The 18,025-nt window shown below is 28.2% G+C and carries 23 protein-coding genes; 7 read left to right on the top strand and 16 right to left on the bottom strand.

The window, feature by feature from the left end:
* Window position 1: 1 nt before the first annotated feature.
* Complete coding sequence (locus L8U00_RS04065; protein ID WP_263708591.1) at window positions 2–1,507, top strand: GspE/PulE family protein; 1,506 nt, start codon at window positions 2–4, stop codon at window positions 1,505–1,507.
* Complete coding sequence (locus L8U00_RS04060) at window positions 1,504–2,664, top strand: type II secretion system F family protein (RefSeq protein WP_263708590.1); 1,161 nt, start codon at window positions 1,504–1,506, stop codon at window positions 2,662–2,664. The genes L8U00_RS04065 and L8U00_RS04060 overlap by 4 nt, the downstream gene beginning before the upstream one ends.
* Here the strand turns inward: L8U00_RS04060 and L8U00_RS04055 are convergent.
* Genes L8U00_RS04055 through L8U00_RS04005 form a run of 11 tightly spaced genes read right to left on the bottom strand, consistent with a single transcriptional unit; the run spans window position 2,661 to window position 10,582 of the window.
* Complete coding sequence (locus tag L8U00_RS04055; RefSeq protein WP_263708589.1) at window positions 2,661–3,413, bottom strand: TSUP family transporter; 753 nt, start codon at window positions 3,411–3,413, stop codon at window positions 2,661–2,663. The two genes, L8U00_RS04060 and L8U00_RS04055, sit on opposite strands and share 4 nt — an antisense overlap.
* Window positions 3,398–4,147, bottom strand: a complete 750-nt coding sequence (locus L8U00_RS04050; protein ID WP_263708588.1) for a TIGR02757 family protein — start codon at window positions 4,145–4,147, stop codon at window positions 3,398–3,400. Before L8U00_RS04050 ends, L8U00_RS04055 begins: the two co-directional genes overlap by 16 nt.
* Window positions 4,147–5,976: a flagellar hook-associated protein FlgK gene (flgK, locus tag L8U00_RS04045; protein WP_263706630.1), complete on the bottom strand. Its 1,830-nt coding sequence runs from the start codon at window positions 5,974–5,976 to the stop codon at window positions 4,147–4,149. Before flgK ends, L8U00_RS04050 begins: the two co-directional genes overlap by 1 nt.
* 10 nt (window positions 5,977–5,986) lie before the next feature.
* Window positions 5,987–6,421: a flagellar protein FlgN gene (locus L8U00_RS04040; protein ID WP_263663826.1), complete on the bottom strand. Its 435-nt coding sequence runs from the start codon at window positions 6,419–6,421 to the stop codon at window positions 5,987–5,989.
* A gap of 42 nt (window positions 6,422–6,463) precedes the next feature.
* Window positions 6,464–6,670, bottom strand: coding sequence for a hypothetical protein (locus L8U00_RS04035; RefSeq protein WP_012661139.1), 207 nt, complete (start codon window positions 6,668–6,670; stop codon window positions 6,464–6,466).
* 60 nt (window positions 6,671–6,730) lie between these two features.
* Complete coding sequence (locus L8U00_RS04030) at window positions 6,731–7,096, bottom strand: rod-binding protein (RefSeq protein ID WP_039617679.1); 366 nt, start codon at window positions 7,094–7,096, stop codon at window positions 6,731–6,733.
* A complete protein-coding gene (locus L8U00_RS04025) occupies window positions 7,096–8,142 on the bottom strand; it encodes a flagellar basal body P-ring protein FlgI (protein WP_039617681.1) in 1,047 nt (348 codons plus the stop codon). The genes L8U00_RS04030 and L8U00_RS04025 overlap by 1 nt, the downstream gene beginning before the upstream one ends.
* A 57-nt stretch (window positions 8,143–8,199) precedes the next feature.
* The gene (locus tag L8U00_RS04020) at window positions 8,200–8,856 is read right to left on the bottom strand and encodes an RsmD family RNA methyltransferase (RefSeq protein ID WP_263708587.1); all 657 of its coding nucleotides are present in this window, start codon (window positions 8,854–8,856) and stop codon (window positions 8,200–8,202) included.
* The gene (locus L8U00_RS04015) at window positions 8,849–9,244 is read right to left on the bottom strand and encodes a hypothetical protein (protein WP_263663828.1); all 396 of its coding nucleotides are present in this window, start codon (window positions 9,242–9,244) and stop codon (window positions 8,849–8,851) included. The genes L8U00_RS04020 and L8U00_RS04015 overlap by 8 nt, the downstream gene beginning before the upstream one ends.
* Entirely contained in the window at window positions 9,228–9,932 is a 705-nt protein-coding gene (locus L8U00_RS04010; RefSeq protein WP_263678575.1) for a hypothetical protein, read from the bottom strand. Before L8U00_RS04010 ends, L8U00_RS04015 begins: the two co-directional genes overlap by 17 nt.
* Window positions 9,932–10,582 (bottom strand): DUF5644 domain-containing protein, encoded by a 651-nt coding sequence (locus L8U00_RS04005; RefSeq protein WP_263708586.1) that lies wholly within the window; start codon window positions 10,580–10,582, stop codon window positions 9,932–9,934. The genes L8U00_RS04010 and L8U00_RS04005 overlap by 1 nt, the downstream gene beginning before the upstream one ends.
* Window positions 10,583–10,679: 97 nt before the next feature.
* Here L8U00_RS04005 and L8U00_RS04000 point away from each other — a divergent pair, with 97 nt between their 5' ends.
* The 5 genes from L8U00_RS04000 (at window position 10,680) to fldA (ending at window position 14,196) form a co-directional block, all read left to right on the top strand.
* Complete coding sequence (locus L8U00_RS04000; protein ID WP_263682771.1) at window positions 10,680–11,501, top strand: thiamine-phosphate kinase; 822 nt, start codon at window positions 10,680–10,682, stop codon at window positions 11,499–11,501.
* On the top strand, window positions 11,470–12,603 hold the full coding sequence (gene truD / locus L8U00_RS03995; protein WP_263708643.1) for a tRNA pseudouridine(13) synthase TruD: 1,134 nt from the start codon (window positions 11,470–11,472) through the stop codon (window positions 12,601–12,603). The genes L8U00_RS04000 and truD overlap by 32 nt, the downstream gene beginning before the upstream one ends.
* 87 nt (window positions 12,604–12,690) lie before the next feature.
* Window positions 12,691–13,008: a DUF2325 domain-containing protein gene (locus L8U00_RS03990; RefSeq protein ID WP_012661148.1), complete on the top strand. Its 318-nt coding sequence runs from the start codon at window positions 12,691–12,693 to the stop codon at window positions 13,006–13,008.
* A 3-nt stretch (window positions 13,009–13,011) separates the two neighbouring features.
* The gene (locus L8U00_RS03985) at window positions 13,012–13,704 is read left to right on the top strand and encodes a hypothetical protein (RefSeq protein WP_263708585.1); all 693 of its coding nucleotides are present in this window, start codon (window positions 13,012–13,014) and stop codon (window positions 13,702–13,704) included.
* Complete coding sequence (gene fldA, locus L8U00_RS03980; RefSeq protein WP_240388293.1) at window positions 13,705–14,196, top strand: flavodoxin FldA; 492 nt, start codon at window positions 13,705–13,707, stop codon at window positions 14,194–14,196.
* Between the two features lie 30 nt (window positions 14,197–14,226).
* Here fldA and L8U00_RS07825 read toward each other — a convergent pair whose 3' ends face one another.
* The 5 genes from L8U00_RS07825 to L8U00_RS03955 all read right to left on the bottom strand — a co-directional run bounded on the left by L8U00_RS07825 (window position 14,227) and on the right by L8U00_RS03955 (window position 18,024).
* Window positions 14,227–14,751: a methyl-accepting chemotaxis protein gene (locus L8U00_RS07825; RefSeq protein ID WP_263708642.1), complete on the bottom strand. Its 525-nt coding sequence runs from the start codon at window positions 14,749–14,751 to the stop codon at window positions 14,227–14,229.
* Window positions 14,752–15,212: 461 nt separating this feature from the next.
* Window positions 15,213–16,091: a cache domain-containing protein gene (locus tag L8U00_RS03970; RefSeq protein ID WP_263708584.1), complete on the bottom strand. Its 879-nt coding sequence runs from the start codon at window positions 16,089–16,091 to the stop codon at window positions 15,213–15,215.
* Between the two features lie 133 nt (window positions 16,092–16,224).
* Window positions 16,225–16,632 (bottom strand): pyridoxamine 5'-phosphate oxidase family protein, encoded by a 408-nt coding sequence (locus L8U00_RS03965; RefSeq protein WP_263708582.1) that lies wholly within the window; start codon window positions 16,630–16,632, stop codon window positions 16,225–16,227.
* Window positions 16,625–17,335, bottom strand: coding sequence for an EI24 domain-containing protein (locus L8U00_RS03960; protein ID WP_220524011.1), 711 nt, complete (start codon window positions 17,333–17,335; stop codon window positions 16,625–16,627). Before L8U00_RS03960 ends, L8U00_RS03965 begins: the two co-directional genes overlap by 8 nt.
* On the bottom strand, window positions 17,332–18,024 hold the full coding sequence (locus L8U00_RS03955) for a dUTP diphosphatase (protein ID WP_240390174.1): 693 nt from the start codon (window positions 18,022–18,024) through the stop codon (window positions 17,332–17,334). Before L8U00_RS03955 ends, L8U00_RS03960 begins: the two co-directional genes overlap by 4 nt.
* Window position 18,025: the final 1 nt, after the last annotated feature.

Below are 18,025 nucleotides of genomic sequence, written 5' to 3'. Positions count from 1 at the left end.
TTTGAATGACGCAAAAACAATAAAAGAACTTTCTTTGCAAGAATTAGCCTTAGAGTATAAATTGGAAATTTTAGACTTAAATCAAAATCTTAAAATAGAAAAATATCTCCATGTTTTGCCTTTTTCTTTAATAGAACAATATAATATTTTTTGTTTTTATGAAGATGATGAAAATATTCATATAGCTTCTTTAAAACCTTTAGATGAGAGTATTTTAGAAAAAATACAAAATTTATACCGCTTAAAGGTTATTAAAATTTTTCTTTGTGATTTTACACAATTTAAATTCTTACTAGAAAGGATTAAATTTTTAATTTGCTTTCAAAACTATCTTGATAAATTAGAGCTTAATTTAAAAAGTGATGAAAATAAAGATGAGTTTTTATTAGAGCAGTTTTTGAATTTAATTTTAACTTATGCTTGTTTTTTAAGAGCAAGTGATATTCACTTGGAGCCTTTGGAAAATGAAGTTTTGATAAGATTTAGAATAGATGGAGAATTAAAATATATCCATAGTCTTGATGTGGATTCTTATCAGGCTTTATTAATGCATATAAAAATCATTGCCTTGCTTAATGTAGCCGAACAAAGACAAGCTCAAGATGGGAGTTTTTCTAAGATAATCTTAGAGCAAAAGTATGACTTTAGAATTTCAATTATGCCTTTGTTATTTGGGCAAAGTGTGGTGGTTAGGATTTTAAAACAAGATGAGCATGTTTTAAAACTTGATAGACTTTTTATTAAAGAAGAAAATTTAATCTATTTGAAAAAATACATGAACGCACCTTATGGTTTGATTTTATTTTGCGGGCCAACGGGGAGTGGTAAAAGCACTTTTATGCATGCTATTTTAAACGAGCTTGATCAAAATAAAAAAATCATTACTCTAGAAGATCCTATAGAATATAAACTTAAACATGCTCAGCAAATTTTGTTAAATTCTAAAACTGGTTTTGATTTTCACAAGGCTTTAAGAGCGGTTTTAAGGCAAGATCCTGATGTGATTATGGTGGGTGAAATCAGAGATGAGGAGAGTTTGGATATAGTTTTAAAAGCTTCTTTAAGTGGACATTTAGTTTTAAGCACCTTGCATACTAATGGTGCTATAGAAGCTATTTTTAGAATGAAACACATGGGTGCAAAAGAATATTTAATAGCTTATGCGCTTAATTTGATCATAGCTCAACGTTTGGTAAGAAAATTATGTGAATGTAAAGAACTTAGCGATGAAAAATTTCATTTTCAAAATCAAGTTTTTGAAGGAAAATTTTATAAAGCAAAGGGTTGTGCTAAGTGTATGTATAGTGGATATAAAGGGCGTTTAATGGTGGCTGAGTTTTTATTTTTAGACCATAATTTAAAAAGTATGATAGAAAATAATGCAAATTATGAAAATATTTTAACATATGCTTTAAAAAAAGGCTTTTTAACTTTAGGTATGGATGTTTTGGAAAAAGTTAAGCTTGGTTTAACAAGTGTAGATGAGCTAAGAAAGATTGGTTTTTGAAAAAATTTATTATTTCTTATATCTTAAAACAAGAGCAAAAGCAATGTGCAATTAAAGCTAAAAATCTATATGAAGCTAGAAATATTGCACAAAAATCATTTGAAAATATTATTAGTGTTGAAGAATACTTTGGGACAACAAAACATAAAATTAAAGAAGAAGAGCTTATTTTTATCCTTAAAGATTTAAGTATGGTTTTAAAAGCAGGATTAAGCTTACAAGAAGCTATTTTAGAATTTACAAGATTAAATCATGATATGCATATAGCTACAATATTTAGTGTGATTTATAATAAACTCAAAAATGGAAGCTCTTATAATGAAGCTTTTAGAGGTGTTTTAAATTCTAGAGAATGTGCTGTTTTAAAAATTTGTGATGGTAAGGAGGATTTATATAGGGCTTTTGAGATTATCATTAATCTAAAAGAGAAAAACCTTCATAATTTTAAGCAGTTTAAAAAGTCTATAACTTATCCACTTTTTGTTTTTACATGTATTATTTTAGCTTTTTTTGTACTGATGATTTTGGTTTTGCCTGAATTTAAAACTTTATTTTTGCAACTTGAACTAGATTTGCCAAAAATCACTCAAATTCTTTTTGTTTTAGGAGATTTTTTTAAACATTTTTATGTATTTATTTTATTAGGTATGGGATTTTTTATAATGCTTGCTTACTCTTTTAGAAAGTCTTTGTTTTTTCATAAAATTCTTTTTTATTCTCCCATTTTTGGAAAGATAATATTTTATCAAGATAAATTTTGTTTTTTCTTGATTTTTTCTTATTTATTGAAAGCAGGGGTGGATATAAAAAGAGCTTTTGAGCTTGCTTGTGAAGGTATAGAAAATCAATTTTTTAAAAACAAAATGTTTATTATAAAGACTTCATTTGAATCAGGACTTGATCTAGATCAAGCTTTTTTCAAAATAAAGCTTTTTGAATCTTTTGCGATAAGAATGTTAAATTTAGCTTTAAAAAGTTCTAAACTAGATGAGAGTACTTATGAGCTTGCTTTATTTTATGAACATAAAAAAGAAAATTACACTCAAAGACTTTTAAGTGTTTTAGAGCCTTTGATGACAATTTTTATGGCGAGTTTGATTTTAGTTTTAGCCTTGGGTGTATTTTTACCTATGTGGCAAATTAGTCAAGGAATTTAAACAAGATAATCATAAGCAACCTTAGCTATAGTTAAAGCAACCATAGTTAAAAAGAGTTTTTTGATAAAAGTTCCTTGTGTTTTTAAGACTAGTTTTGAGCCTACAAAGGCACCTAAGACTTGGCCTATACCCATTAAAATACCAACTTTCCAAAGTACTTCATAAGAGTATAAAAACACCCCTAAAGCCACTACATTGCTAGTGAAATTTAAGATTTTAGTATTAATGCTTGCATTTTTCATACTAAAACCAAGAAATATTACACAAGCAAAAATCCAAAAAGACCCAGTTCCAGGCCCTAAAAAGCCATCATAAAAGCCAAGCAATAAACCAAAAGTGACTTGAAAGCTTGTGGTACTCATTTTTGCTTCATTATGAACATTTCCTAAATTAGGCTTAAAAATAGTATAAAGAAAAACTAAAGCTAGGCATATTAGCACAATGATTTTAACAGCGTTTTGATCTATTAGTAAAACTGCATAAGTACCAATAACAGCTCCAATTGCGGTAAATAAAATACCTAAAGCAATTTTTTCTATATTCATATGTTTTCTATAAGATAAAACCGCAGTAAGTGAGCCAAAAGTGCTTTGAAGTTTATTGGTAGCTAGGGCTAAATGAGGAGGGATCCCGCAAGCAAATAAAGCAGGTATAGTAATAAGTCCACCACCACCTACAATCGCATCAACACAGCCTGCAAAAGCAGCAACAAAAAATAAAATCACATAATAAGTTAATTCAAGCTCCATAAGCTTTCCTTGTTTTGTCCGATTCTATATAGAGCAAAATCATATTTTATAGGATCTTGTGGATCAAATTTTTTAAGACTTTGAGTAAGCTCTAAAACACTTTTAAAATCATAAATCTTACGCTTTAAAAGCTTAAGTTTTAATGAAACTTTATGAGTATGGGTGTCTAAGGGTATAAGTAAATCTTTTTTATCGATATTTTTAAACAAACCCAAATCAAGCTCATCTTTTCTTACCATCCACCTAAGATACATATTGTATCTTTTTAAAGGACCTTTTGGAGTTTTAAATTCTTTTGAAAAGAAAAACTCATAACCATAGCTTTTATAAGGATTAAGTTTATAAATTGTTTCTATAAAAGCTTTTATTGCATGTGTGATGTTTTGCTCTTTTTGATAAGTTTTAGTGAAAATATTTTCTATACTATCTTCATTTTTTAAGCGTTTAAGTGTGATAAAAATTTGAGCTATATCTTGAGAGTTTTGAAAGCGGTATTTTAGATCTTTGCATTCTTTTTTAATAATCTCATCATTTCTTTCAAACAAGGAAAAATCAAGTTTTTTTAAAAAATTTACAATATTTTTAGCATTTCCATAAGCAAATAAAGCGCAAAGCAAAGCTATGGTTTCATCTTTATAAACACTTGCAATTTGCAAAGGATCAGGATGAGAGAAAAGCTCTTTTTGGGTATTTTTACTTAAAATAGTCTCATCTAAAAGAGCTTTAATTTGCATTAAGATTTTAAACCAAGTAAGGTTTCAAGCATTTGATCAACAGTAGTTACGATTTTAGCTGCAGCGCCATAACTTGCTTGATATTGTATAAGCGCTGCTAATTCTTCGTTAGTATTTACACCACTTTTTGATTGATATTCTGCATAGGCTGTATTAAATACTGTCATATTAGTTGCATGCGCAAAACCATTGCTTTCAGCATCTGAAGCAATTTGACCTGTAAATTTTCTATAATATCCATCTAAAGACATAGTATCAACTGTACCATCTTTATTATAAAAATTTACTTTTTGATTTTGAAGTTGCAACATAGCATTGGCTACATCATTGTTTCCATCAACTCCATTTGAGCTTGCTTTTAAGCTATTTGGATCATTTCTAATGCTTGAATTTACATTGATATTGCTTGCATCTTGACCATTAAAAAATGAAGATACATTTAAAGCCCCTGGGAAATTTGTACCATTGTCTTTAAAAGCTATTTTATAACCTTCTTTTAAGCCATTGATTTGGAAATTTCCACTATCACTTTTTCCATCATAATGATAAAAGGCTTGAAAATAATCATTTAAATCATTACCAGGTTTTGCATCATGGTTGTCATCTATATCTGCATTGATTTGTTTAATAACATCTTCTATAGTGGTATTAACATCTATTTTTATAGTTCTTTTAGCTGCTTCTTTACCTTCGTTGTCATATATGATGATATCAAAACTACCCGCTTGAATATTTTTATCATAACTCATTAAAGAAGTATCAGGTTTTAAACCTTTTAAATCATCCGAATTTACTTTATCAGTTGCTGCTTGAGCATAGACATTATTAGTTTGAGTTATAAGTGTTTTTGTAAAGGTATTGAGCATATCTTTATACTCTTGCAATTTTCCATCGCTGTAAGTATCGTGATTGCCATCATAGTTTCTACCTCTAAGGTCAAGCTGAGCTCCAAGTTGTCCACCTGAAATTTTACTAGTTAAATCATAGCGGTTTTCATCATTTACTTCATAATAAATTTGATAAAATCCATTAGGATTATTATCATCTAATTTTAAAGGATGAAAGCTAGAGCCATTGACTATGCTAAAACCTTGAATACTTAAATCATAATATCTTCCAGAATCAGTCATAGTAGATTCTAGGGTGCTATCTTGAGAGCTTTTCCCTTTCCAGGCTACTGCATCAACTAATTTTGAAAGTCTAAGTTCAAGTTCATCTCTTCTATCTCTTAATTGATTAGCATTATCAGTTGGTAAAACTTCTTCGTTTTCAAGTTGTTTGTTGATATTTGCAATTTCTTGACCAATATTATTGATCTCATCTACAGTTTGTCTGATTTGCTCGTTGACAGTTTGTTGCATTTTGCTAAGATCTTGTAGGGTTTTTTGTATGTTTTGAGTTAATGTATTTGCACTATTAACAAGATCTATTTTACTTGCTCCATCACTTGGATTAGAAGCAAAATTATTCCATGCATCATAATAATTTTTATAATCTTGTAAAATACCAGTTCCTTGCATATCAGGAAATCTTTGGCTTGCTTCTTGTAAAATTTGTCCTAAATAATTTGTATAATTTTGTTGAGTAGTGGCATTTTTTAACTCATAATAAGAGTGCTCATCGTGCAATCGTTTTATGGTATCAATTTGTGTGCCTGTTCCTAGGTGTAAACCACCTCTATCAAGAGACATACCTGAGCTTTGCACAGCTCTTTGTCTTGTGTAAAATACTGCGTCTGCATTGGCAATATTATTGCCTGTTGTGTTAATTTGAAGCTCAGCAGCTCTTATGCCACTAACTCCGGTATATAAGCTATCAAAAATTCCCATGACTTAGCCTTTAAACATTAATCTTAAATAATGAATCTGGAATTGTTTTATTGTCTCCATAAGCATTATTTGTTCCATTTTGTTCAAACATTGCATTTAAAAGATTGTCGTAAAAATTTTTAATAATAAGAGCTAGTTTGGCATATTCTTTATTTTTTTGGTGTAAGGTATTTAAATTTTGCTTTAAAAGAGCAAGTTTTTCTTTATCTTCATCATCTAAAAGCTCATCTAAGCCTTTATTGTTTCCTTGGTTACTAAGTTCTACCAAAGCCTTGTCAAGATTTTTTTTAGCAATTTGGAAGTCATTTACAAGTTTAGTTTTATCTTCAACACTTTTACTTACATGTTTATGATTAGCAGCTTGAATTTGCGCTATATCTTCTAAAGTAAGATTGATGAGTTTTTCTAAAATAGAATTTGTTTCATCTAAATATTGTTTAACCATTTTTTATCCTTTCTTAGGCACCAACCCAAAAAAGGATAAAAATTATAATAAAGAATCTGCTATTGCTTTAGAAGTGGCTTGTAGATTGATTTTGTACTCGCCATTTTTAATTTGAGAAGCAATTAAAGATGCTTTACTTTCTTCTGCCTTTTGAGTTTCTTTTGCCTTGTTGTTTTCTTTGTTTTCTGTTTTATTTATATCATTAGTAGCAACCTGAGCTACATAACTTTGATGTATAGGGTTTATCATTTTAAGCCTCCAGTTCTATTGAAAAACTCTAAGAACTATATCGACACTTAAAAAAATAACTTAACCCCTTTCTTTTAAATAATCAAATAATAATTTTGAAAAACCTAACCCCCCGCTTAATGCTTTACTCATAGTATCATTATACATAGATGAATAAATTTCATCACTTGCATCTTTTCCAAATAAAGAATTTTCTTGTTTTAAAGAAATATCTAAAACACTTTTGATTAAAAAAGCTTCAAAAGCGTCAGTTTGTTCTTTTAAAGCTTTATCTTCATCATTTAATGCTTGTATATGAGTTAAATCATTTTTAAAAGCACTATCTGCATAGTTTTTAGCAGCCTTGTAGCTATTGTTGTGTTTAGTAATACTTTCATAAAGTTCGCTACTATAGTTTTTGCTCGCTAAATAATTATCAACTCTCATCATATCACCTCTAATTCAGCACTAATTGCACCAGCTCTTTTTAAATTTTGCATAATAGCTATGATATCATTTGGCGCTGCTCCAAGTTTATTTAGCATTCTAGCTATGTTTGCTACTGTTGTTTTATTGTTTGTGATTTTTAAAGTATTAGATACTGGATCTAAAATACCGCCATCTTTCATATCGATTTCATTTTGTCCTAAAGCTACGGTATTGTTTGGATCTATTTTTATAGTGATATCTTTATGGGTAATTAATATAGGTTCAACTTCTATATTTACTCCCGCTACTATAGTTCCTGTTCTTTCATCGATGATCACTTTACTTTCTGGAGTGTAAGCTATATCTTGTTCTAATACTCTTGCCATAAATTCAACATGAGAAAATTCTTCAGGTTTTGTTAATTTTATAGTTCTAGAATCTAAAGCTTTTGCTATATCTGTATCAAAAATAGTATTTAAAACTCTTTCTATATTGTTAGCTGTTTTAAAATCTGCTTCTTTTAAACTTAAAATCAAATCTTCACTTTGGCTAAAGTTTTGTGGAATTTCTCTTTCTACGACTGCACCATTAATAACATTTGCTGAGGTTGAGTGCGTTCCTGCTGCGCCTGGTCTTGGACTAAGTCCACCTATAGCTAAAGAGCCTTGAGCTACTGCATAAATTTCTCCATCAACCCCTTTTAGAGCTGTCATAAGTAAGGTTCCACCTTGTAAAGATTTGGCATCACCTAAAGAAGCTACGCTTACATCAAGTTTATCCCCACTTCTTGCAAAAGCAGGAAGTTTTGCTGTAACCATTACTGCTGCTGTATTTTTTGATTTTATATCACCTGGGCTAACTTTTACATTCATACCTTGAAGCATATTTGAAATAGATTGTAGTGTAAATTCGCTACTTGTACCATCTCCACTTCCATTTAAACCAACAACCAAACCATATCCTATAAGTTGGTTATCTCTAACACCTACTACATTGGTAAGTTCTTTAATGGTAGCTGCAAAAACGCTTAGACTTAGCACTAAGCTCAAAAATAATATTCTCATCGATTCTTCCTTTAATCTATGCTATTTTCATAAATTAAAGCAAAAAAGGTTCCAAATTTATATAAAGGAGTAAAAACTTAGAGTGGTTGAGCCGAATTTTTTTTCTTTTGTTTTTTCGTAATTTTGTATTTTAGTTGGAGTTTTAAAAGTGCTGTGATGTTCTATGATGATGATTTTAACATTTGATTTTTTTATATTTTCTATCAACTTTAAAGTTTTTTCGTAAATATCAAAAAAACCTTTTCTAATATCAAAGGGTGGATCAAGATATAAAATAATATCTTCTTTGGAATTTTGAATAATTTGAGGGGTTTTTTTAAAAGTATCATCATTAAAGCAAATGGTATTTTGATCAATATTGGAAGCATTTTTTAAAGCAATTTCATAAGCTTTTTTATCTTTTTCTATAGCATAACTTTTTAAGCAGCCATTACTTCTTGCCTCTAATGCCATTAAAGCACTTCCTCCAAAGGCCTCTATGAAAATCTTATCTTGTAAAGAAAAACGCAAAACATTAAAAACACAAGATTTTACTATGCTTTTGGTGCTTCTTGTGGTGTCTAGACTAGGAAGTAAAATTTTTTTACCTTTATAGATTCCACTTTCTATGGTGGTGTAAATTTTTTGAGTTTGTTTTTTTGAGTTTGTTTTTTTATCTTCTTTGTAATTTTTTAAAAAATCTTTTACGCTTTGATATTCTTGTATTTTATGCATTATTATTTTCTTCTTTGATAAGATTTTTTAACTCTGTTTTGTAAAGATCGAATATCGCATCGATTTTTTCATGACTTTCTTGACGTAATTGCTCTAAAATGGCTTCACATTTTTGATTCATAAGTTTTTTTTCACGCATGGCTATTTTATAAGCAATACTTTGCAAACTTGCATTGAAATCATTTAAAGCATTAAGTAATTCCTCTATATTAAAAGGATGAGATAAAAAATTTGATTTTTTATTGATGATAAATTGTGGTTTTTGTGTGTTAACTTTTTCATCACAGACTAAAAAATCACAATCTTTTTTTAAAACTAAAAAATCCCTCAAAGCGATTTCTAAAGTTTTTTCTAAAATTAAATCCTTACATTCAAGAGCGATTTTCATTGATTAAACTCACTTTTAATTTGTGTTTTTTTAAAGTGTATGGTACTATACCTAGAGCTAAATTTGCAAGCTCTGCAAAAGTTAAAATATAAAAATCTTCAAAATTTCTATTTGAAATAGCTTGTAATTCTTTATAACATTTATCAAACATATAAAAAGAATAAAAATTTTCAACTACTAAAAAATCACAACCATTATCATAAGCATCTAATACAACAGAAGCTGCACATTTGTATGCTAATTGGGTGTTTAAATTTAAAAAACTATAGCCACAACTTTTGTATTTTCTTTCAAAATCTATTACATTTGCTTTAAGTACTTTGGCAAGCTCTAAAGAGCAACTTGCGTCTGAAAATCCTTGATATACACCTATATTAAATTGTTCAAAAAAATGCTTAATGTGTTCTTGTTTAAGATGATCTAAAAAAATCTTTGGAGCATATTGGATTTTTTCAATTTTACTCATAATTTCATAAGAGCTACATTCGCAAGCTAAAATATTATCCTCATCCATCATTCTAGAATATTCATCTAAGATATCTTTTGGATCATAATCAATAATAAAATAATTTTTACCCAAAGGCTTTTCGCATAATGTGCTTTGAACTCCAACTTTATCTAAAGCATCTTTGATAATATCAAAATAACAAAATAAATCATTATTGCTATTGGTGTAGATTTTGTACATTACTCATTCCTTAAAAAATACTTCTTGCAAGGCCTGATTTTACAAGCATAACTTTTAATTCTTTTAATATAAGATTCATAATCAAGCTCATTTGAAGAAATAAAATTTTTAAATTTTGTGTGATAATAAATTCCTTTTTCTTCATCTGCGACTAATTTTAAAAATTGAGGTGCTTTTTCTGGGTATTTAAGTAGCATTTTATAAGCAAATACAAAAAAGCTATCGCCAAGATATTCAGGTAAAAATTCCCTAACTTCACTTGTATAATATAAAAAATCATATTGTTTATAAAGTTCTATATCGTGTATATCAATAAGTCCTTTAAAAAGCTCTAACTTTTCTAAAAAATCACTTTTGTCCATGATTAAATCTTTGGTTGCTCTTTTGGTATCAAGTGGTTCTATGGTAAGTTCTTTGCCAAATCTTTCTATGATATTATTTAAATCTCTTCTTTGTCTGATTGTAACTTGATTGACTTTAATGCAACTTTCTGGATTTTCTTCAAAATCAAAATATATGTCATCTTTTTTAATTTGACTTAAAACATCATAAACACTTTTAAAATTTTTACTATCATAAACATAAGGTTTATAATAAGCTAAATAATCACTATCTTTATCAAAACGAAAAATTCTTAAAGTTATTTGCATATTTTATCCTTGGTATTATTTTTCATTATATACATTTTAAACTTATAAAAATTTGATTATTATATAAAATTAAAAGCTTTTTGTATAAAATATTCACATGGATAAAGAAAAATTTATTATCAACGCCTTTGCTAATTCTATCAATGGAGACGATGGGGCAATAATCGATGGATATTGTTATTCTAAAGATTTATTTTGTGAAGACGTGCATTTTAAGCGCTCTTGGATGAGTTTAGAACAAATTGGAGCAAAGGCTATGCTTGTTAATATTTCTGATGCAATTGCTATGAATGCTACACCAAAATACGCTCTTTTAGGACTTTCTTTGCCAAAATGTTTAGATATGAAACAAGTTAAAGCCTTGCAAAAAGGCTTACTAGATAGTGCAAAAGAATTTGGAGTACAAATTATAGGCGGAGATACCATAGCGGATAATAAAATCAATATTAGCATAACTATTATTTCTAAGGTAAATAAAAGGGCTATTTTTAGAAAAGGTTTGAAAAAAGGAGATTTGCTTGCTTTTAGTGGGAAATTAGGTGAGAGTTTAAAAGGTTTAAATATATTATTTCGCGGTGGAAAATTGCATTCTAAACATCGTTTTATAAAACCTAGTTTGAGACAAAAATTTTTTTATGATATAGCAAAAAAAGTTAGAGTAAGTATGGATATTTCAGATGGTTTAAATAAAGACTTATCAAGAATATTGTTTCAAAATCAACTTAATGCAAAATTTTTTAAAAAATTAGATAAATTTAGCTTAAATAGTGCAGAAGAATATGAAATTTTATTTGCTTTTGATAAAAAACATAAAGCATTTATACAAAATATGGCAAAAAAGCATAGAATTAAACTAAATATTTTTGCAAAAACAACAACAGGAAGGTATAAATTTTATGGAAGAGAACATCATTTTTAAGCCCTTATATACTTTAAAACACAGCCCGATAAATGTGTATTTTTCAAAAAATAGTAATGATTTTGTAGTAAGAGAAAAGCCTTTGTATGAATTTAGTGGTAAAGGTGAACATTTAATTTTACATATACAAAAAAAAGATCTAAGCACTAGCGAGGCTTTGAGAATTTTAAGTGAGCAAAGCGGTGTTAAAATGAGAGATTTTGGTTATAGTGGTTTAAAAGATAAACAAGGCTTAACTTTTCAATATATTTCTATGCCTAAAAAATTTGAAGAGAGTCTAAAAAATTTTAAACATGATAAGATGAAAATTTTAGAAAGTTTTTATCATGATAATAAACTTAGAATAGGGCATTTAAAAGGAAATTCATTTTTTATAAGATTAAAAAAAGTTTCAAAAGTAGATGCTTTAAAAATAGAACAAGCTTTTAAAAATATCCAAGAACAAGGCTTTGCTAATTATTTTGGATATCAGCGTTTTGGCAAATTTCAAGATAATTTTTCACAAGGACTAGAAATTTTAAAAGGCAAAAAAATCAAAAATAAAAAAATGCAAGAATTTTTAATTTCTGCTTTTCAAAGCGAGCTTTTTAATAGATATTTGAGCAAAAGGGTGGAATTATCACATTTTATTAATGACTTTAGTGAAAAAGAAATAAAACAAATTTATGGTTTAGAAAAAGAAGAAATCAAAAGTTTAAAAAATCAAAAGCAGTTTTTTAAACTTTTAAAGGGTGAAGTTTTAGGACATTATCCTTTTGGTAAATGTTTTATATGTGAAGATTTATCAAGTGAAGTAGAAAGATTTAATCAAAAAGATATTAGCGCGATGGGTCTTTTAACAGGCTCTAAAGCTTATGAAGCAAACGAAGGTTTAGCTAAAAAATTAGAAGATGAGATTTTTTCTTTTGCATATGAGTTTAAAAATAAAATGCAAGGTTCAAGGCGCTTTATGTGGTCTTATTTGCAAGATTGCAAAGGTTATTATGATGAAGAAAAAGCTCATTTTACTTTGGAGTTTTTCTTGCAAAAAGGCTCGTATGCCACAGTGATTTTAGAAGAAATTTTACACACAGATATCTTTGAACAAACTCATAATATATAATTTAAAAAATTGATATTGAGTATCAGTAAAAATTTATCTTTTATAAATTATAATAACAATTATCATTTTTATAAAAAGGAAAACTCAATGTCAGTTTTGGTTATCGGAGCGGATGAAATAACCCCAATAAAAGCAGTTTTGACAAACCTAGGTGCAAAAAGCATAGAGCATTGGGATGCTAGAAATGAAAATAGGGTAAATAGAAAACCCATTCCACAAAATACTGAATGTATAGTTATGCTTACTAGTTTTTTAAATCATAATACTATGAAAAAAATCAAAACAGAGGCAAAAAAACGCAATATACCTTTAGTTTGTGCTAAACGCAGTGTAAGTTGTGTGTATTGTGAATATTGTAAGGTTTTTGGACTTGATCAAACCTATGAGTGCGCAAAGAAGGCTTAGTGTATGTTTGGATTTAATGAAAAAGAGGATTTTATACCTAAAATATTTAGAGATTTAGAACAAAAAAGTATTAATCATATTTTTTTAAATTTATATAATTCTTTAGTTGAAGATGATCTAAAAATACCTTATATCTATGCAAAAAAAGCTGACTGTTTAAGAAATATTTTTGAGTTAAAAATTCAAAATATGAGCATAGAAAGGACTTTGAGATTTAGCAAAATAAAACAATTTTGTCCATATTCTCATAAAATCATCAAAGCTTATAAAGAAGGAAATTTAAATCAAATACAACTTGAAGCAAAGATGCCAAAATATACTTTAGCGAAATTAATACAAAATGTGTTCTTATCACCTAGTTTTACTTTGCCTTTACAAGTTGCTTTTGAGGCTTTTGTATATGATAAAATTTGCAAAAGTAATACCAAATCCAAAGTAAAGATTTATAAAAATATCATTATCATTAATGAAAAAATGGTAGTCATGCCTTTATTTTGTAAAGATAGTGATAAAGATATAGAGCTTGCTTTGCAATTTATAAAAGAAAATTCTTTTGAAAGATTTTATATTGTGTATCCAAGAAATAAAAATTTCACTCAATATGAAGAAATAAGACATTTTTTATGCGAAAATAATAAAACTTTGCTAAAATTAGTTCCCTATACTATTAATAATCAAATTTTAAGGAGATGTTAAATGTCAATAGCAGTAATTTATGGTAGTTCAATGGGTAATACCGAAGGTGCGGCAAACATGATCGCTCAAAAATTAGGAATTTCAGATGTATTAAATATCGCAGATATTGATGCAGAGAAAATTAATTCTTATGATAAATTAATTTGCGGAACTTCTACTTGGGGAAGTGGTGATTTTCAAGATGATTGGGATGGTTTTGATTTTTCAGCTTTAAATCTTAGTGGTAAAACTGTTGCGGTTTTTGGTATGGGAGATAGTGAAAGCTATTCAGATACATATTGCAGTGCTATGGGAAAACTTGCTCAAGCTTTAAAAGCGGCGGGTGCAAATTTGGTAGGTGCTGTTTCTACGGGTGGTTATACTTTTGAATCAAGTGAAGCTGTAGAAGGTGATAAGTTTGTAGGACTAGCATTAGATAATGATAATCATGAGGATTTAACAGAAAGTAGAATTGATGCTTGGTTAGAGCAAATTAAACCTTCTTTTTCTTAAAAATTAGATGCCTTTTAGGCATCTTTATGTTTAAAATTTTCTTTTTTTAGTTTCACTTAGCATATCTTGTGCTAAAGAATCTACTTCATTTGCAATAGCATTAGTCTGCATAGCTGTTTGAGAGTTTTGTTGTGTGAGTTTTTCTATAGTAGCTACTGATTCATTGATTTGACTAATATCATCTGCTTCTTCTTTTATGGCTTCACCCATATCATTTATTGACTGGACTAAGATATTAGTATTAGCTTCTATTTCACCTAAAGACTTTTGAGTTCTTTCAGCTAGATTTCTAACTTCATCAGCAACAACAGCAAAGCCACGTCCATGTTCACCAGCACGTGCTGCTTCAATAGCTGCATTTAATGCAAGTAGGTTAATTTGATCTGCAATATCTGAAATTACTGTAGTTATATTTTTGATATCATTGCTTTGTTTTACTACATCTTGTGTTTTAATGGAAATTTCACTCATAGCCGAGTTCATTTGCTCTAAAGCTCTTGCACTTTCTTGCAGTGATGAGGTTTGATGTGTAGCATCATTTGTAAGTTCTTGCATGCTTTGTTTGAGTGCTTCGGCCTTTTGGTTGAGTAATTCTCCTTGGTGAAGTGATTGTGTAAGCATGTTCTTTATTTCATCTCCAAGAGAATTTATAGCCTTTTCAATATCGCCTTTTGGTGCATTAATAGTTGCTGTGAAATCTAAGCGTTTATAGCTATCAAATACAGCTAAAATTTCGTTTAAATTACTGCCAATTTTTCTTTGTAAAGTTGTAAGCATACTATTTAACACTTTCATTAATTCTTGAATTTGAGGGTTGTTAGCATGAGAGCTAATATGCAAATCAAGCTCACCTGTTTCTATTTTTTTAGCAATATTGACAGATTCTTCAATGGCTTTTGCATCTTTGTTTAGAGCTTCTTTAATGATCTCAATGTTTTCATTAATTTCTTCTGCCATTTTTCCAAATTCATCTTGAGTTTTAAGCTTAATAGGATGAGAGTGAGAATCTTTGTGATTTAAATAATTAAAGAAATTATGTAATCCTGATGAAATGATCGCAAACAGATAACATATTTTGGATTAATTCCACCATTACAAATTAAAGCTCTAGTTTCATTTTCTTTTGTTTGAATTTTAAAAATATCTTTTGAAAGACTTCTATTTGCACCTTCTGGTGTTTTAAGATAATATGCAACAATATCTTTACTTGTATTGGTTGAGGTTAAAATTTTAGAAGGATCAGTGTGAAAAAGATAGGTTCCATCGTGGGCTAAAACAGCAGCATGTGAATAAGGTGTTTTACCTATAGCTAAAACTTCTTCTGAGAATTTTTTTAAATCATAATCAGCCGCAACTACACCTATAACTTCACCATTTTCTATAATAGGATTGGCATAAGAAATAGTAGGTTTTTTCATGCTAGAAGATATGTATGGTTCTGTGACAATTAACTCTTTTTTTTCTTTGGCTTCTTTATACCATCCTCTAGTTCTAGGATCATATCCACTTTCTGGAGTTTGGTTGTTGCCATTTGATCTAAACATAGAGCCATCTTCAAATCCTACATAAGTTAAGTCAAAACCTAAAGAATCTCCTATGGATTTTAACAAGCTAGTGTATTGTTTTGAATTAAGATTATGCTTGTTTTCTTTGATATATTTTGTTAAAGAATTAATTATATTACGTCTATCACTTGCATATAAATCAAATCTTTTGCTTACATCAAAAGCAACTTTTTGTTGAAATTGAACTAACAAAGTATGGCTATTAGATTTTGATTTAATATAATTAAAAACACCTAAAACACATAATAAAACTATAACAAAAATACAAACCAAAAAGGCAATTTTGTTGGAAAAATTACCTAGTAAATATTTTTTGGTAGATGAGAACATTTTTTCTCCTTGAAAAGTTAAAAATTTAAAGTTTTACTACTATGGTAAATTATATGATTTTATTAAAAAAATATTTAAAAATTTATAAATAATATTAGGTTTTATTAAAAATACAATATATTTTAAAAGTATTTTAAAGAGAAAATTCTAATTTTTTGGAAAGTAAAATTTTATTATCAGTGTATTTTACCCATTGTATATTTAAAGCGAAAATACAAGCTTGTGCAAGTTTTGCAAAGGGAAATTTTTTATAGTATATTCTTTCTTGCTCTTTGGTGGTTTTTTGAAAAAGAGCTTTGATTTGCACTCCTTTAATAAGATTAATAATATCTGTATCTAGCGCTATATTAACTGCTACTTTAGGGGATTTATAGGCAAGTTGAATATGTTTAGTATGTTCTTCACTAGCAAAAATTAAAGCTAAATTTTTATCATCAAAAGCATAATAACAGCTTGCGCAATATACTCCACCATCCTCATCAAGCATACTTAAATTTAAAAGTTTTTGTGAATGGATAAATTTTTTAATTCTTTCATCCATTGTTATTGGCTTTAAGTTTTAAAATTTTTTGATAACTTAAGTGAGTTAAGAAGATTACATAAAATACTTGTAAAAATAAACCAAGCAAAGGTATGCTTGATAAAGCAAAAAAGACTAAAGTGATAATTTTAAAGTATAATGGTGATGAATTTTTATAAAAATCATCAAAATTGTTTTTATCTAAGACATTGCTTAATACATCTAGCAATAAAAGTTTGTGAAATAAATAATAAAATACTCCATAATAAATCACAATGCTAACAAAAGGTATAATTAACAAGAAAGTAGCTACTACAAATAATACGCATGAGATGAGTAAAAATTTGAATGTTTTAAGTAAAATTTCTAAAGAATTTACTTCTCTTTGTATGAAATGGTTATAGTATTTTTGGTTGATTTTTTTGACTATATAAGGAGTTAAAAAGGAAATTATAAACATAGTAAAAAATACAGAGGCAAATACTACTATAAAAAATCCTCCTATAGCGCTTAAAAATGCAAGTGAAAATTGCACTATAGAAAAACTAAAAAACCAAGCCATAAAAGAGCCACTGACTACATCTTCAATATAAGAAAAAAATATATCATAACTATAATACACTAGCAGGGCAAAAATAACCAAGCTGATTAAAAAAGGCAAAGTTGAGAATTTTAAAAAAGGCTTGCTAAGAAAATCTTGCAAGCTTAGATATAGTATATTCATTTAATTTGCTTATAAGCATCTTGAAGTTTTTGATAGATTTCTTTATAATCTAGTGTTTCTTTTAAAATTTGATTTAAAACTTCGTTATCTTCTGTACCATTCCAAGTTTTTTTATAAGTGCCTTCTTTGTAGCCGTTTTCTTGTCTGAATTGATTTAATATATTTTTTCCAATATAGGTTTTATAGAGCTCAAAGAAATTTAAACCACATTTTCTAGCTAAAACAAAATATGCACTCAAGAGTTCACCTAAATCATAATCAAAACCACTACATTTGTGGATAATAAGCTCAATATCATTTAAAATTCCATAGATATCTGCTTCATTTGGATTAGAAGTTTCTTTGCAAAAGTCATCAAAAAAAGTTACAGAAGAAACTTCCTCTGCTATGAAATTTTTATCATCTATTTGTTTTTCTTTGTATTCTTCTAAAATCAAACTTAAAATAAAATGCCATATATCCACTATTTCAATACGCACATTGTCCCAGTTTGCAGGAGTGTGTATGCTTTTCCAATGTTTCCAAGCAAAAGAATCAATAAGCTCAGCACACTCCATATAAATACATCTTCTAAAACTAATCAATTTACCTTCTTTGGTATAGCCATTTTCCCATCCTATACCATTGGTATCATCATTTAGTTTTTGCTGGAGTTCTAGCATGCTTTTTAAAATATCTTTTACTTCCATG

Source organism: Campylobacter sp. IFREMER_LSEM_CL2256, from assembly GCF_025771645.1.
Taxonomy (GTDB): domain Bacteria; phylum Campylobacterota; class Campylobacteria; order Campylobacterales; family Campylobacteraceae; genus Campylobacter_D.
The sequence above is the reverse complement of the archived record's forward strand: the minus strand, read 5'-3'. Positions and strand labels throughout refer to the sequence as shown.

Bases quoted from the DNA above. Each gene is read 5' to 3' on its own strand.
- L8U00_RS04055 (WP_263708589.1), bottom strand. From the start codon at position 3,413: ATGGAGCTTGAATTAACTTATTATGTGATTTTATTTTTTGTTGCTGCT.
- L8U00_RS04050 (WP_263708588.1), bottom strand. From the start codon at position 4,147: ATGCAAATTAAAGCTCTTTTAGATGAGACTATTTTAAGTAAAAATACC.
- flgK (WP_263706630.1), bottom strand. From the start codon at position 5,976: ATGGGAATTTTTGATAGCTTATATACCGGAGTTAGTGGCATAAGAGCT.
- L8U00_RS04040 (WP_263663826.1), bottom strand. From the start codon at position 6,421: ATGGTTAAACAATATTTAGATGAAACAAATTCTATTTTAGAAAAACTC.
- L8U00_RS04035 (WP_012661139.1), bottom strand. From the start codon at position 6,670: ATGATAAACCCTATACATCAAAGTTATGTAGCTCAGGTTGCTACTAAT.
- L8U00_RS04030 (WP_039617679.1), bottom strand. From the start codon at position 7,096: ATGAGAGTTGATAATTATTTAGCGAGCAAAAACTATAGTAGCGAACTT.
- L8U00_RS04025 (WP_039617681.1), bottom strand. From the start codon at position 8,142: ATGAGAATATTATTTTTGAGCTTAGTGCTAAGTCTAAGCGTTTTTGCA.
- L8U00_RS04020 (WP_263708587.1), bottom strand. From the start codon at position 8,856: ATGCATAAAATACAAGAATATCAAAGCGTAAAAGATTTTTTAAAAAAT.
- L8U00_RS04015 (WP_263663828.1), bottom strand. From the start codon at position 9,244: ATGAAAATCGCTCTTGAATGTAAGGATTTAATTTTAGAAAAAACTTTA.
- L8U00_RS04010 (WP_263678575.1), bottom strand. From the start codon at position 9,932: ATGTACAAAATCTACACCAATAGCAATAATGATTTATTTTGTTATTTT.
- L8U00_RS04005 (WP_263708586.1), bottom strand. From the start codon at position 10,582: ATGCAAATAACTTTAAGAATTTTTCGTTTTGATAAAGATAGTGATTAT.
- L8U00_RS04000 (WP_263682771.1), top strand. From the start codon at position 10,680: ATGGATAAAGAAAAATTTATTATCAACGCCTTTGCTAATTCTATCAAT.
- L8U00_RS03990 (WP_012661148.1), top strand. From the start codon at position 12,691: ATGTCAGTTTTGGTTATCGGAGCGGATGAAATAACCCCAATAAAAGCA.
- L8U00_RS03985 (WP_263708585.1), top strand. From the start codon at position 13,012: ATGTTTGGATTTAATGAAAAAGAGGATTTTATACCTAAAATATTTAGA.
- fldA (WP_240388293.1), top strand. From the start codon at position 13,705: ATGTCAATAGCAGTAATTTATGGTAGTTCAATGGGTAATACCGAAGGT.
- L8U00_RS07825 (WP_263708642.1), bottom strand. From the start codon at position 14,751: ATGCAAGAACTTACAAATGATGCTACACATCAAACCTCATCACTGCAA.
- L8U00_RS03970 (WP_263708584.1), bottom strand. From the start codon at position 16,091: ATGTTCTCATCTACCAAAAAATATTTACTAGGTAATTTTTCCAACAAA.
- L8U00_RS03965 (WP_263708582.1), bottom strand. From the start codon at position 16,632: ATGGATGAAAGAATTAAAAAATTTATCCATTCACAAAAACTTTTAAAT.
- L8U00_RS03960 (WP_220524011.1), bottom strand. From the start codon at position 17,335: ATGAATATACTATATCTAAGCTTGCAAGATTTTCTTAGCAAGCCTTTT.
- L8U00_RS03955 (WP_240390174.1), bottom strand. From the start codon at position 18,024: ATGGAAGTAAAAGATATTTTAAAAAGCATGCTAGAACTCCAGCAAAAA.